A 13670-nucleotide genomic window follows, 5' to 3' on the forward strand; every position below is an offset into this window, starting at 1 on the left:
TTTATCTGTAATTCTTAGCATTTTTTTGATATCATTTGACATAGACATATCGTCCTCTCTGTTTGTTTTTTTGTGGTAAATTAATCATACATGAGAACGATATGTTTTTTTATACTTAAAATGAAAATGGGGCTGAAGAATCATTTCTGATTCATCAGTCCCATAAATTATAGAGCCGATTTTTCTATGTTCATAGCTTTTTCAATTTTATAAGAAATATAATTATTTTGTTTTTTATTAAATTAAGATATTTACATTGACTGTTGTAAACAATCAATGTAAATAATCTTTTGCCTTAAGTTGATAAATTTTCGATGGGCGACCGATTCCGACAGGACGTTCACCGATTTCCTCAAAATGTTGTAGCATGGCTTTTTTAAAATTCGAATGATCAATGTTTTTGTAATTAACGCCTAAAAATTTAGCGAAAATTTTTCTAGCTTCGGTAATAGTAAAATCTTCTCCCAATACTTGTAATACTTGCGGATCATGCTCCATTTTGTTTGCAACACGGTTAAAGGCTTTTAAAATAATCTCACTATGGTCAAAGGCAAGTGTGTCTTTTCCAGTTGATTCACCTGTTTTTAACGATAAGATAATTTCGACATCTTCATTTTTTAAGTAAAGGGTGTCTTTTTTACGTTCCATAGTAAACCAGCGGACCTCTTTTGCATCGTCTCCAGCCGTCAGCGTTTCTTCGCCAATAAAAGCTAAGTAACTGACTGTAACGACCCAACCTCTAGGATCGCGATTAGGACGACTAAAACTGTGTAATTGTTCAATATTATCTTTAGAGATAACGACTCCCGTTTCTTCTTGTGTTTCCCTTAATACACTTTCTCCAGTCGATTCATTGCGATTAACGAATCCGCCAGGTAATGCCCAAGAATTTCTATAGGGATGACCAATACGCTTAATCAATAAAATTTTCAATTGGTCTTCTTCTTTGTTATAACACATTAAAACTATATCAACAGTTAAAGAGGGTTTTTCATATTCTGGAAGCTCTTGTTGATGATACCAACTTGAAAACTCAGCTTCAGTTGCTTCTTGTTCATAGTATCGTTTTTCTTCTTCCTTTGAATTAAAACGAGGCATCTAATCATCCTTTCTAACAAATAAAAGTAATTTTTACTATATTGTATCATGAAGAGCAATAAAAACAACTAATCTTACGTTTTTATTGAAATTTTAAGCTATTTTTGGTAAACTGGATTCAACTTAAGAAAGGGATAGGTATTCTAATATGTACAATACATCTGCAAACAACTAATTTAATCCGCATTTGCGAAAAATTAAATTCTGTAAGTAGATGAGTGTGCCTAGAATAATGTCCTTTAACTATATGATGTAGGATATTTCGCTATAAATAAGTAAACGACCTTTTTTTGTTGTGTTTATTTTATAGGGGAAATCTTATATCTTGAAAGTGACTATTTAAATAGGAAAAGGCATCTTCTTCAGGATTGAAGGAGGTTTTTTTATGTCCATCGAATTAAAAAATATTAGTATCAGTTTTGGGGCAAAGGAGTTATTTCACACGACCTATTTAAACATACCAACCGGAAGTAAAATCGGGATTGTAGGAGATAACGGTAGTGGAAAATCAACGTTGTTTTCAATTATCCAAGGAACATGTCTGCCTACAACGGGTGAAGTAGTTATAACGGATCAAATTGCAAGTATTGATCAATTGATTGATGCACAAGTTGCAATGAGTGGTGGAGAGCAGACGAAAAAAAGAATTCAAGAAGCTTTACGGATTCCTAAAGGTATTGTTTTAGCAGATGAACCGACCAATCACTTAGATAAAAAGGGACTCTCATTTTTAGAAAAGAAATTAGTAGCGTATGATGGGACCTTACTAGTAATCTCTCACAATCGTTCATTTTTGAATCGAGTAGTTAATAAAATTCTTGAAATTAAAGAAGGACAGTTAACGATGTATGAGGGTAATTATGATATTTACGAAGAACAAAAAAACAGACAAGATTTGGAGCAACAAAGAAAGTATGAGCAGTATCAAACAGAGCAACAACAGATAAAAAAAGCCATGTCAACCGTTAGTGATAAAAGTAAGAATACTCGGAAAACACCGAAACGAATGGGTAATTCAGAAGCTCGATTGCATAAGATGGGAAATCAACGTGCGAAGAAAAATCTAGATAACAAAGTAAAAGCTTTGGAAAGTCGCTTAGAAAAATTAGAAGTAATTGACAAACCAAATGAAAAAAAGCGTTTAGTGATTCCTTTTTCAGCTGCTAAAAGGATTCATCGTAAGGAACTAATTCGCGCAGAGCATTACAATTTAAAAGTAAAACACAAAAAATTATTATTAGATGCTTCCTTTACTTTGAAAAATGGTTCTAAAACGGCTTTAGTTGGCGCAAATGGTGCCGGTAAAACGACATTATTAAAACAACTTTTTGCTAAAAACGCAGGACTTGATTTCGCGCAAGGAATCAAATTTGGTTATTTTAGCCAAACGTTTGAAGATCTTAAAGAAGGACAGACTATTTTGTCAGCAGTGAGAGAAGGAACCGTGTATGATGAGCAAGTAGTAAGAGATTTACTAGCACATATGCAATTTCGCGGAGAAGAGGTCAATAAGAATATACATGTTTTAAGTGGTGGAGAACGAAGTAAAGTTGCAATCACCAAGTTACTTTTGAGCGATTGTAATGTATTGCTTTTAGATGAGCCGACGAACCACTTGGATATTTCGTCGATTAAAGAACTAGAAGCTGCATTGATAGCCTATCAAGGAACGATTTTATTTATTTCGCATGATGAATCATTTATTAATCAAGTAGCCACTGAAAAATGGGAACTTAATCAGAAAAAAATCATTAGTGATCAAGATAAAAATCGTACAATCGAACAAGAACAAAAGCATCAAGAAAAACTACTTTTAGAAAATCGTAAGGTCTATTTGATGACTCAATTATCAATGGTTTCAGGAAGTGAAAAAGATCAATTGGAAGCTGAGTTTCAAGAGGTTTTAGAGGAGTTAAAAATGTTGGCTACTTAATAGCTTGAGTAAGTGATAGCGCGAAAATAAGCGGTAACTCATAAAAAAGTGAAATATATTAAGTGGAAATCATTTCTATTGAGTATAAACGTTTTATGTTCCTAGAAGGTATCTGAAAATGAATCAAAAATTTTAATTTTCAAAAAATATAGTTGATAATAATGACTAAAAACATAACATAAGTTCGTGCATTTCAGTTAACTTGAAAATAGATTCACTACTATAGCTTTCAGCTATTTCGTAATTTTTTTGAAGAATCGCATATTTTTTCTCACAAAAACTAACTAGAAAAGAATAGTCACCCTATTTTTATTTTTAAGTTGACAAACTTGTTTGATAAGAGTATTGTAAGACTATAAATTTAGTTTATTGGGGGAAATAGTTTGAAAGCACGTGATATTACAAGAATAGCGATTATGATCAGTATTATAATTATTTTAGGATTATTTCCACCAATCCCGATAGCACTTTTACCAGTGCCAATCATTCTTCAGAATGCAGGTTTTATGCTTAGTGGTTTAATACTTGGAAAAAGAAACGGTACTATTGCTTCTGTTTTATTTTTAGTATTAGTAGCTGTTGGTTTTCCTTTTTTGTCAGGCGGATCAGGTGGAATGGGTGTCTTTTTCAATGTAACAGCAGGATATTTATATGCATATCCTATTTCTACTTTTTTGATTGGTTTAATGACAGAAAAATTTAATCCGAACAATCAGAATAGTTGGCGATCATTTGTGATAGTTTTTCTTTTGGGTGTGCTATTTATTGATTTTTGTGGTGCGTTAGGGGTGAGCCTCATTTCTCAAATTTCTATTACTAGTAGTTTGCTCGCTAGTTTGATTTTTATTCCAGGGGATACAATCAAAGCAATTTTGACAGTTGTGATTGCTAAACGGGTAAAAGGGATGATTAAATGACCGTGATTTATGGAGAATTGGTTGATTATTTTGGACGTTGCGTTCATTATCATTCAGCAGAAGATATAATTGCGAATCAATGTTTTGATTGTAAAAAATATTATGCTTGTTACCAATGTCATAATAAACAGGAGATGCATACCTTTAAACCGTGGCCCGTTGAACGACAAAATAGCGATAAGATAGTGATGTGTGGGGCTTGTCTCAATCAAATGAATTATTTAGAATATAAAAAAAGTCCGAACTGTCCGAATTGTTACCATAAATTTAACCCAAATTGTTCTCTTCATGCTGATTATTATTTTCAAAGCAAAAATTAATAGTTATGATAAATATTGGGAACATTAATCTCGAAAACTCGTGTAGCACAATTAAAAACCACCAATTGCGAATTATAGCATTTGGTGGTTTTTTTGTTGATTATTGTGTCAATTCTAATAGTTTGTTTTTCAAATCTTCTTCCATCGTACCTAATTCAATTTCAGCTGCACGACGTTTTTCTTTTCCTTCTTGCTGAATTCTCAATGTTTCTTGGATTGTTTCAACTAAGTCGTTTTGTGTTTTTTGTAAAGTTTCGATATCAACGATACCACGTTCATTTTCTTTAGCTGTTTCAATTGCTGAGATTTTCAACATTTCAGAGTTTTTCTTCAATAAATCATTCGTTGTTTCTGAAACTTGACGTTGTGCGGTAACTGCATCTTTTTGACGTAGCAAGGTTAATGCAATGACTACTTGGTTTTTCCAAAGTGGAATAGCAGTATTAATAGATGCTTGAATTTTTTCCGCTAACGCTTGATTTGTATTTTGAATTAAACGAATTTGAGGAGCTTGCTGAATCGTAATTTGACGAGCTAAACGTAAATCATGTGTTCGTTTATCTAAACGATCTAAAAATTGTGTATAATCATTTGCGATTTGAACATCCATCTGATCACCAGATTCTTCAGCTTTTTTCATAGCTTCTGGAATAGTGGTTATTTGAAGTTCTTCCATTTTCAACTCGCCAGCAGCAATGTAAATATTTAATGCATCAAAGTAATCTTTATTTTTGTTATATAGTTGATCAAGCATCAAATTATCTTTTAATAAGCCATCTTTTTCTTTTTCAAGCTTAACAGCAATTTTATCGATTTGAGCCCCGATTTTTTGGTATTTAGCCGTTATTTCAAAAATTGATTGCTTCGCTCTACCAAGCATTTTTTGTAAAAAATTACCTTCGCCAGTTCTTAGTTCATCTGGATTTGCTTCACTTAAGCGGTACATTAAATCAGTAAGTGAATCCCCAACAGGACCGATATCTTGTGATTGGACATGGTTTAGCATAGATTGTGAAAACTCACTTAGTTTGGTTTGAGCTGCAGAACCGTAAGTAATAACAGCTTGCGAGTCTTGCGCATCAATTTTAGCTGCAAGTTCTCTCGCTTGTGCTTGGCGTTCCTCAGGTAATTTATCTACTAAACGAGCAGCTGCTTGTTGTTCTTTTAGAGCTGTTATTTCATTTTGTTGTGTACTTGTTAATGAATCAACAGGTGTTGAAAAAGGATTGTTCAATAAATCATCCAGTGTGTCATTAACTGGTGTCACATCTTTGGATTTGTTTTCTTCCATATAAGTTACCTCCTAAAAATAATAAGTGTTAAATATTGTTATCTCCATTATCTCTTTTTAGACTGTTTTTGGCAACGGAAATTTCAACATCCAAATCTTCTAAGTCATCAGCGACAAACTGTTCATAATCTTTTTTGATCAATTTAGAAACTTGATCGATGATTTGGGCACTTTCTTCCAATTTTTCATAGGTTTGTTTATTTTTTATTTCATGTGCGTCGATTTCTAAATACTTATTGGTTAAATCGACTAAGTTTGGTAAATGAGTATACAAAAAGTGATTCGCTAAATGTAGTTTTTTAGGTTCTTTAACTAATTCTTTGAATAAAGCTTTTGAAACTCGTAAGGTGTCGTTTCTTAAATCAATCGCACGTAATTTTGTAGAGCTAGTCATATTTTCTTGTAGTTGGTCGATTTGCTTTTTGGCAATGTTCATTGTATCTCTAAAAAAAGTGATTTCTTGATCGGTCAGCCCTAATTGAGCGTAATGATCTTCTTTTGTTTTTGTTAAGTTAGGTAATTTATCCGTTTTTTTAACTTTTTTCTTGCCTGGTCTTCTAACTAAAAATAGAAAAGCGATTATTAAGATGACCGCAGCAAAAAATATTGGTCTATCCACTACAGTTGATCTAAAAACTATAGAAACTAAAATTAACCCAGCAATTAATTTAATCGTATTTCGTTTTCTCATTTTTAATACCCTCCAATCATTCTTTTCATCGAAGTTCTACTTCGCTACATAAATCATTTTATCACATTAAACCTTAGAAAGAATATCCGTCTAGAGGTTGATTTTAATATTTAGTGAAAACGTAAGAATTACTTGCTCGTTTTAGTGTTTTTTTAAGACTTTAGCAGTAGTAAACTTTGTATTTGATTCAATAATGGATAGTTGATCCTTTACCAATAAAACTGTACGTGTGACACAACCGTATCTTGTTCAACCATCTCTTAATAATAGTTACAACTGTTGTTCAATTGTGTAAAACAAAAAGACTTTTAGCGCGAAAATTTGTTAAAATCTGTATAGAAATGCTAAGTTCTTTCTAAAAAAAGTGAAAATTTTTTTTATATGCGTTACAATCAAAGGAAAGTTAGTTTTAAATTGTAGAAGAAGTAGCCGAAAAAAACAAATTAAAAGAGGAATTTTTTACAACTTATAATAGTAGAAAAAAGGAGAATGCAACTTGAATGATGAAGCATTTGAAGAAAAGACAATTTCTAGAGAAGCGATTTATAAAGGTAAAATCATTGAAGTTGTCGTAGATGAAGTTGAATTGCCGAATGGGAAAATGGGAAAACGTGAATTAGTCTTTCACCCTGGTGCAGTAGCGATGATTCCAATCACCAAAGATAATAAAATCCTGTTGGTTAAACAATTTAGAAAACCTTTAGAAAAAATCATTTTAGAAATTCCTGCTGGCAAACTTGAGTCAGGGGAGCAAGATCAGCTGCTTGAAGCGGCCAAAAGAGAATTAGAAGAAGAAACTGGCTTTCGTCCTGAAAAAATCGCATGTGTTCAATCTATGTATTTATCTCCAGGTTTTGCGAATGAATGTTTACATGTTTTCTATGCAGAAGGATTAGAAAAAGTTGAACATCCTCGACCACAAGATGAGGACGAAGTATTGGAACTCTATGAATTAACTTTAGATGAAGCAAAAGAAAAAATAATAAGCGGTCAGATATGTGATGCCAAAACTGTTTTTGCTATTATGTATTGGGAATTAAAACAATTGAAGAAAAATAAGGAGGACTCTCCATGAGCAAAGGTCCGCTAGTTACTCGGGCTGAATTACGAAAGCGTAAAGAAGAACAAGAGAAACAAGAAGAAATGCATTACCAGCAACAAAAAAAAGATGCAGACAAAGAATTTCAAAAACGTGAAAAAGAAATCTCTAGTTTTTATCGTAAAGAACACAAAAAGCAAAAAGAGATAACGAAGAGTCGGGCAGGTGAGCGAACTAAGATACGTGAACGAAGTAGCACGTTGACGAAAGCGATTATCATTGTTGCTTTGTTGTTGATCATCGTTATATTTATTGTTTTAAATTTATAGAAAAGAAATGAGGAAAAACTGTAATGAAAATTGGAATTATTGGTGCGATGGATCAAGAGGTAAAAATTTTAAAAGAACAATTGACGGATACTCGATCGTGGGAAAGAGCAGATGCATTGTTTATTTCTGGTTCATTAGGTCGTCATGAAGTAATCGTGGTTCGTTCAGGTATTGGAAAAGTGTTATCTGCGGTAACGACAACTTTATTGATTCATCAATATGGAGTGAATATGGTCATTAATACAGGGTCAGCAGGTGGAATTGGCCAAGGTCTTTCAGTTGGAGATGTTGTCATTGCAGATAAGCTTGCCTATTTTGATGTAGATGTAACAAATTTTGGTTATGCGCCAGGTCAATTACCAGGTATGCCTTTATTTTATGAATGTAGTGATTATTTAAAAAGTGAAATGAGAAAAGCGGCTGAAAAAACAGGCTTATCAGCTAGATATGGTCTAATCGTTACGGGGGATTCCTTTGTAAATGATACAGAAAGAGTAAAAGAAATACTTAATGATTTTCCAGAAGCTTTAGCTTGTGAGATGGAAGGTGCTGCGATTGCTCAAGCGGCTACTCAATTTAATACGCCATTTTTGGTAGTACGAGCAATCAGCGATACAGCTGACCAACAAGCAACTCAGACATTTGATGAATTTATAGAAGTTGCGGGTGAAAGATCTGCCCAAATGGTCATTGAATTTGTTAAACATCTTGTTTGATGAAAGTAGGGAATTATATGAAAGCTTTAATTTCAATTGATTATACGAATGATTTTGTTGCCACAGATGGGTTGTTGACTACTGGGATAGTCGGTCAAGCCATCGAAAATCAAATGGTTCAAATTACGCAAAAATTTATCGATGAAAATGAGTTTGTTGTTTATGCTATTGACTGTCATGATCCTAATGACTCTTTTCATCCAGAGCGTAATCTTTTTCCTATTCATAATGTTGCAAAAACTAATGGGAGAGCTCTTTATGGAAAAGTAGCTCAACTCTATGATGCGAGCAAGGAAAAAGAGTCTGTTTATTGGTTAGATAAGCGTCATTATTCAGCTTTTAGTGGAACTGATTTAGATATTCGATTAAGAGAACGAAAAATTACTGAACTTCATTTGATTGGTGTTTGTACTGATATCTGCGTTTTGCATACGGCAGTAGATGCCTATAATTTAGGGTATGAAATATACGTACATCAATCCGCAGTAGCGAGCTTTGATCCAATTGGACATGAGTGGGCATTAAAACATTTTGAGAATGTTCTAGGTGCTAAAATTGTTTAAGAAAAAATGGGAATTATAAATAAAAACGGATTCTTTTTAGCGTAACTAAAGCTCGCCTTAAAACTAAAGTATTCGTTTATGTTATTTTATAGACTTCATTATTGGAAGTAAGTTTCGTTTATTCATTACAAAAAATGATTCTTTTCTTGCTTTTGAGTAAGTTTTTCGGAAAATAGGAATAAATTTAAAATTAATATTTAATGCTTGATTTTTATATAAACAAGTAAGACTAAACTAGGCGTTTTTTGGCTGATAGTTTGGTCTTTTTTTGTTTGGAATGAAACACCATAACTTATAGAATCTAAAAAGCAATATCTTACAAAAATTAGGCTATTTCAGTTTTATATTAAGATTTTCTTAAGAAAAGTTGTGTTTCTGATTTTCTTTTATTTTTCTCTTTATTTAATAACGATTTATACATACTTTTTTTTGAAAATTTGATTCGCTTTTTTTGCTGGTTCAAGAAAATTTATTTTTGTTTTTTTTTGTTAATTTCACTGGAATGAATATTTTGTTTCTGTTGTTAAGTATTTATTGAGTTAAATTGAAATTGACAAGAAAATCGTTGGTTGTAAAATATAAATAACATAGTTTGTTTTTAGAAAATTGTAGCACAAAGTATCGGACGGTGAGCAAAAAAGAATTAAATGAGTTTAGATTATAGAGTTATTTTTCTTAGAATAGTTATCTTCGTATCATAAAAAAATATTTTATAAAGAAGTACAACAATTTTTCGTCTGAAACAAGCTTAAATTCATTGAGGAGGGGAATTTATGAAAAAAGAAAAGAAAGCACAAACTCTTCTTGATAGAGAAAAACGAAGTAAAAAAGCACCTAGAAAGAAAAAAAAGCTTAAATCCCCTCATTCTGATAACAGGAAAAAAAGAAATATAGGGAACACTTCTAAACAGTCAAAAAAGAAAAAGCATTCATTTTTATTATATTTTGCCCTTACGATGATTATTAGTGGTTTACTGTTATTATTATATCCTATTGTAGCGAACTACTTAGCTAATCGTACTCGAAGTGAAGCAGTCAGTGTTTATAATGAAACCCAAGAGAAATTAAGTAAAGAACAATTAGATCAACAAATGAAAGCAGCTGAAACGTACAATAAAGCAATTTTTAATAAGCAACAAGGCTTATCAGGTGCTGAAGATGCTATTGATTATCAACAAATTATTAATGAAGGAGGTGTGATGGGAACAATTGACATTCCAGCAATTGGCATTGATAATTTACCGTTTTATCATGGAACGTCATATAAAACACTTAATAAAGGTTTAGGACACTTTGAAAATTCGTCCATTCCAATTGGTGGGGAAAATACGCGTTCAGTTATTACAGGACACAGCGGGGTTCAGAATCAAGTGTTATTCACAGATATTCGTAATTTAAAAGAAAAGGATCTTTTTTTTGTTAATATTTTAGGGAAGCGTTTGGCTTACGAGATAGAATCGTTTGAAGAAGTACTGCCTGAAAGTGTTGATAAGGTGCAAATAACACCTAAAAAGGACATGGTTACTTTGTTGACTTGTACACCGCCTGGAATTAACACCTATCGCTTATTAGTAAATGGACACCGTATTCCCTATGAAGAAGCGCTTCAAAGGAAAGTAGAAAAAAGAAATCTGTGGAGCTATCAAAACATTGTTCTATCCACTTTGATTTTATGTGCGGTCATTTTTTTGACGTTAGGTATTATTTATCGTATTTTAGTAAAAAAATCTAAAGCTAAAGTACCTGAGATTTCTTTACGTGCCAAACGAAACTTGCACCGTTTGATCCTGATTACGAGAGGATTATTTGTTGTCTTGTTAGTCACAATGATTACCGTCTTAGTGATTGCTATTTATGGTTATTTCAAAATGACTCAAGAACCGGAGTTAGAAGTAATCGATGTAGGCAATTCTGATCAATTGTACGCATATAATACGGATAAAATCATGAACTCTTTTTATGAAGAACGTCAAATAGCCAGCGTTAATATTGCAAATTACGCAAAAGCGAAATCTGATATGCAAGAAAATATCAATAGTTGGGGAATAGGAAAACTTACGATTCCATCAGTAAACATTGATTTGCCTATTTTGGCAGGTTTGTATAATGAAAATCTGTTAAATGGGGTGGCTACCTACTATCAAGATCAAGAGTTAGGAGCGGGGAATTATGTGTTAATGTCGCATAGTATTTATGGACAAGAGGTATTATTGCAAGCAATGGATAAAGTACAACAAGAAGAGATGATCTATGCGACAGATTTTAAAGAGGTTTATTTTTATAAAATAACAAAAAATGAAGTGATACGTGATACAGAAGTTTCGGTACTAGATAAACAAAAAGAACCAATTATTACCTTGATTAGATGTGAAGGAGATATTGGGACTATCTATCGAAGATTGGTTCAGGGACGTTTAGTTCAGAAGCTTCCTATCGCAGAAGTAGATCAAGAAATTATTCAAAAAATAGGGATTAAGAACAAAAGTGAACAATTAGATGGGATTCTTATTAATGAGAATCCAGTCTCTTTTTTACAGCAATTTGGCATGAATTTAGCAGCTAATATCTTGTCTGATCCAGTCCAAACAGTTGTTCCATTATTTTTATTATTTGTCTTACCAATTATCTTTTTAAATTTAATTCGGGAAGGTTGAGATTCAAGGGAATGAGTTTTTTTGTCACATTCCCTACGAAATCAACAAGAGTTTAAGAATCAGAATCGATGATATGATTTAAACAGCTAGAAGACTTCATTTCTACTAAATAAACTTCCTTTTGTTTACGTGTATTTTTTTTAAACGCAGCTTCTGCTTTAGTTGCTTGACTTCTCGTTTCAAAAGCTTCTAAATGAATCATTTTTACTGGTAAACGAGATTTAATGCGGGTATATTTTGCACCAACCCCTTTATTATGCTCTTTTAGTCTTCGAGTTGGATCGGTAGTGTAGCCGCCATAGAAGCTCTGATCATTACAAAGCAGAACATAAAAATAGTGTTTATTCTCCAAATAACATCGCCTTCATTTCGGGTTGATACTCATTGTTTTCATCATAAATATAAAGTGGCGGAAGTACACGAAAACCGTCTTTCTTTCCTTGTTTGATTCCTTCTATCAATAGTGTATTTGCTTCTTTACCAACTCTTGGATAAACAAATTGAATTCTTTTTGGAGCAATATTTTCCAATTCCATCGCATGAAGAATATCAAGAAAACGATCTGGTCGATGAACCATTGCTAATCTACCGTTTGTTTTTAAAAGCTTAGCAGACACGTGAATAACTTCTTCTAAAGATGTGGCAATTTCATGACGAGCAATCGCTAGATACATATTCGGATTTTTTTGGCTTTTAGCCAATTCCTTAAAATAAGGCGGATTGCATAGTATTAAGTCAACTGAATCGGGTTTAATCACTGTAGAGGCATTTTTTAAGTCCAATTCGAGCATAGTCAACTGCTCTTCTAAATGGTTTAGTAAAATACTTCTTCTGCCCATATCGGCTAATCTAGATTGAATTTCAATTTGAGTAATGGCAGCTTGGGTCTTTCTGCTAGCAAAAAGACCTACCGCACCATTTCCCGCACAAAGATCAATGATTTTTCCACTTTTCGGAAAATTTGGGAAATTAGCTAATAAGACTGCATCTATAGAAAATGAAAAAACTTCTTTACTTTGAATAATTTTAATATCGTCAGCGAATAACTGATCAATACGTTCATCTGAGTGTAACATTAAATAGTCCTCCATGATAAAAATCACTCTTTATTTAGTAATGCAACTGGATATCGTCTTGTGTTAGATGTATTAATAGTATTATGAGTTAATATTTTCAGTTCTTTTTTTATATTGTCAGCCTGTGTATAGTCTCCAATATCTTCTAAAATATGAATGAAATTATAAATATGTTCCATATAAATGGGTTCTCCTTTTTCTAAATAAGATAAGAGATTACTTAAATATTGTATATTCATACGGTAATTATAATTATTATTCAGTTTGTCTTGTTTTTTTGCCAGGCGTATATATTTTGCTGCACGTTCATAGTCTTTATCATGTAAACGAATAGAAATTAAATTAATCAATGAATTGTAAGCAAAATTTTTAGTAATAGAATCTCTTTTCTCTTCAAAAGCAATAGGAATAGCTTTAGATATAATTAAATCAGCTTGTTTTACAGTAAAATGATGAATTAAGTTTGAAATCAATATGTAATCATATTGGAAATAGACTTTTTTATTCATTAAGTAATTAAAAATGGATTCTAATTCATCAACAGTTATCTCAGTAACTTCTTCCCAGTGATCATAAAAATAATTTTTTATACCTATATAATTTGATAATTCTTTTAAGCTTTTATTTTTTTGGGCAGACAATTTTTTATAATAGCTTAAAATTTTTTTCTTTTTTGGACTGTTATCTAAGTGATTTGCACAATAATAAAATAAGTTTCTGAATTCGTCTTGTTCTATATCAAGAGATGCAAATGAAAAAAATTCTTCGGATTCAATTGATAATTTATTTAGGATATCTTTAATTTCTCCTATCCGCGGAGGTCTTTTATTGTTTTCTATCCTAGAGTATATGGATGGATCACTATGATTGGATAACATTTCTTTTTGCGTGAAATTAGCTTGTGTTCTAAAAAAATGTAAAGTATCGCCTATATTCATGGGTTTCTCTCCTCCTGTTTGCTATTATAGCATATAATAAATAGAAAACTAATTTCTTTTTGTATAAAAATGTGATTATTTAAGTTATTTTTGCTAAAATGGCAA

Annotated in this window: 14 protein-coding genes; 8 read left to right on the plus strand and 6 right to left on the minus strand. The window is 32.0% G+C overall.

The genetic code is table 11. The features are described from left to right. Positions 1-273: 273 nt before the first annotated feature. A complete protein-coding gene (locus ACYSNW_RS17045) occupies positions 274-1098 on the minus strand; it encodes an NUDIX domain-containing protein (protein WP_461746550.1) in 825 nt (274 codons plus the stop codon). A 385-nt stretch (positions 1099-1483) separates the two neighbouring features. Between ACYSNW_RS17045 and abc-f the strand changes: the two genes are divergently transcribed. The 3 genes from abc-f to ACYSNW_RS17060 all read left to right on the plus strand — a co-directional run bounded on the left by abc-f (position 1484) and on the right by ACYSNW_RS17060 (position 4268). Next, positions 1484-3031 (plus strand): ribosomal protection-like ABC-F family protein, encoded by a 1548-nt coding sequence (gene abc-f / locus ACYSNW_RS17050; RefSeq protein ID WP_461746552.1) that lies wholly within the window; start codon positions 1484-1486, stop codon positions 3029-3031. A gap of 383 nt (positions 3032-3414) precedes the next feature. Continuing rightward, positions 3415-3948: a biotin transporter BioY gene (locus ACYSNW_RS17055; RefSeq protein ID WP_461746553.1), complete on the plus strand. Its 534-nt coding sequence runs from the start codon at positions 3415-3417 to the stop codon at positions 3946-3948. Continuing rightward, positions 3945-4268 carry a CHY zinc finger protein gene (locus ACYSNW_RS17060; protein ID WP_461746554.1) on the plus strand — a complete coding sequence of 108 codons (324 nt, stop codon included), beginning with the start codon at positions 3945-3947 and terminating at the stop codon, positions 4266-4268. The genes ACYSNW_RS17055 and ACYSNW_RS17060 overlap by 4 nt, the downstream gene beginning before the upstream one ends. 100 nt (positions 4269-4368) lie before the next feature. Here ACYSNW_RS17060 and ACYSNW_RS17065 read toward each other — a convergent pair whose 3' ends face one another. Both ACYSNW_RS17065 and ACYSNW_RS17070 read right to left on the minus strand, forming a co-directional pair. After that, positions 4369-5559: a toxic anion resistance protein gene (locus tag ACYSNW_RS17065; RefSeq protein ID WP_461746555.1), complete on the minus strand. Its 1191-nt coding sequence runs from the start codon at positions 5557-5559 to the stop codon at positions 4369-4371. 28 nt (positions 5560-5587) lie between these two features. Further along, on the minus strand, positions 5588-6250 hold the full coding sequence (locus ACYSNW_RS17070; protein ID WP_461746557.1) for a 5-bromo-4-chloroindolyl phosphate hydrolysis family protein: 663 nt from the start codon (positions 6248-6250) through the stop codon (positions 5588-5590). Between the two features lie 496 nt (positions 6251-6746). Here ACYSNW_RS17070 and ACYSNW_RS17075 point away from each other — a divergent pair, with 496 nt between their 5' ends. The 5 genes from ACYSNW_RS17075 (at position 6747) to ACYSNW_RS17095 (ending at position 11551) form a co-directional block, all read left to right on the plus strand. Then, positions 6747-7325: an NUDIX hydrolase gene (locus ACYSNW_RS17075; RefSeq protein ID WP_461746559.1), complete on the plus strand. Its 579-nt coding sequence runs from the start codon at positions 6747-6749 to the stop codon at positions 7323-7325. Beyond that, complete coding sequence (gene macP / locus ACYSNW_RS17080) at positions 7322-7618, plus strand: cell wall synthase accessory phosphoprotein MacP (protein ID WP_461746561.1); 297 nt, start codon at positions 7322-7324, stop codon at positions 7616-7618. The genes ACYSNW_RS17075 and macP overlap by 4 nt, the downstream gene beginning before the upstream one ends. Before the next feature lie 23 nt (positions 7619-7641). Beyond that, entirely contained in the window at positions 7642-8334 is a 693-nt protein-coding gene (locus ACYSNW_RS17085; protein ID WP_461746563.1) for a 5'-methylthioadenosine/adenosylhomocysteine nucleosidase, read from the plus strand. 17 nt (positions 8335-8351) lie between these two features. Continuing rightward, positions 8352-8897: a cysteine hydrolase family protein gene (locus ACYSNW_RS17090; protein WP_461746564.1), complete on the plus strand. Its 546-nt coding sequence runs from the start codon at positions 8352-8354 to the stop codon at positions 8895-8897. Positions 8898-9670: 773 nt separating this feature from the next. Further along, the gene (locus tag ACYSNW_RS17095) at positions 9671-11551 is read left to right on the plus strand and encodes a sortase family protein (protein WP_461746566.1); all 1881 of its coding nucleotides are present in this window, start codon (positions 9671-9673) and stop codon (positions 11549-11551) included. 52 nt (positions 11552-11603) lie between these two features. On the opposite strand, the gene ACYSNW_RS17100 is transcribed toward ACYSNW_RS17095, so the two are convergent. From ACYSNW_RS17100 to ACYSNW_RS17110, 3 genes are read right to left on the minus strand one after another with little or no spacing between them, the layout of a single operon-like run. Next, positions 11604-11903, minus strand: a complete 300-nt coding sequence (locus ACYSNW_RS17100) for a GIY-YIG nuclease family protein (protein WP_461746568.1) — start codon at positions 11901-11903, stop codon at positions 11604-11606. Continuing rightward, positions 11893-12627 carry a tRNA1(Val) (adenine(37)-N6)-methyltransferase gene (locus ACYSNW_RS17105; protein ID WP_461746570.1) on the minus strand — a complete coding sequence of 245 codons (735 nt, stop codon included), beginning with the start codon at positions 12625-12627 and terminating at the stop codon, positions 11893-11895. Before ACYSNW_RS17105 ends, ACYSNW_RS17100 begins: the two co-directional genes overlap by 11 nt. Positions 12628-12650: 23 nt before the next feature. Beyond that, positions 12651-13565: a helix-turn-helix domain-containing protein gene (locus ACYSNW_RS17110; RefSeq protein WP_461746572.1), complete on the minus strand. Its 915-nt coding sequence runs from the start codon at positions 13563-13565 to the stop codon at positions 12651-12653. Between the last annotated feature and the right edge of the window lie 105 nt (positions 13566-13670).

Source organism: Enterococcus sp. LJL99, assembly GCF_054871725.1.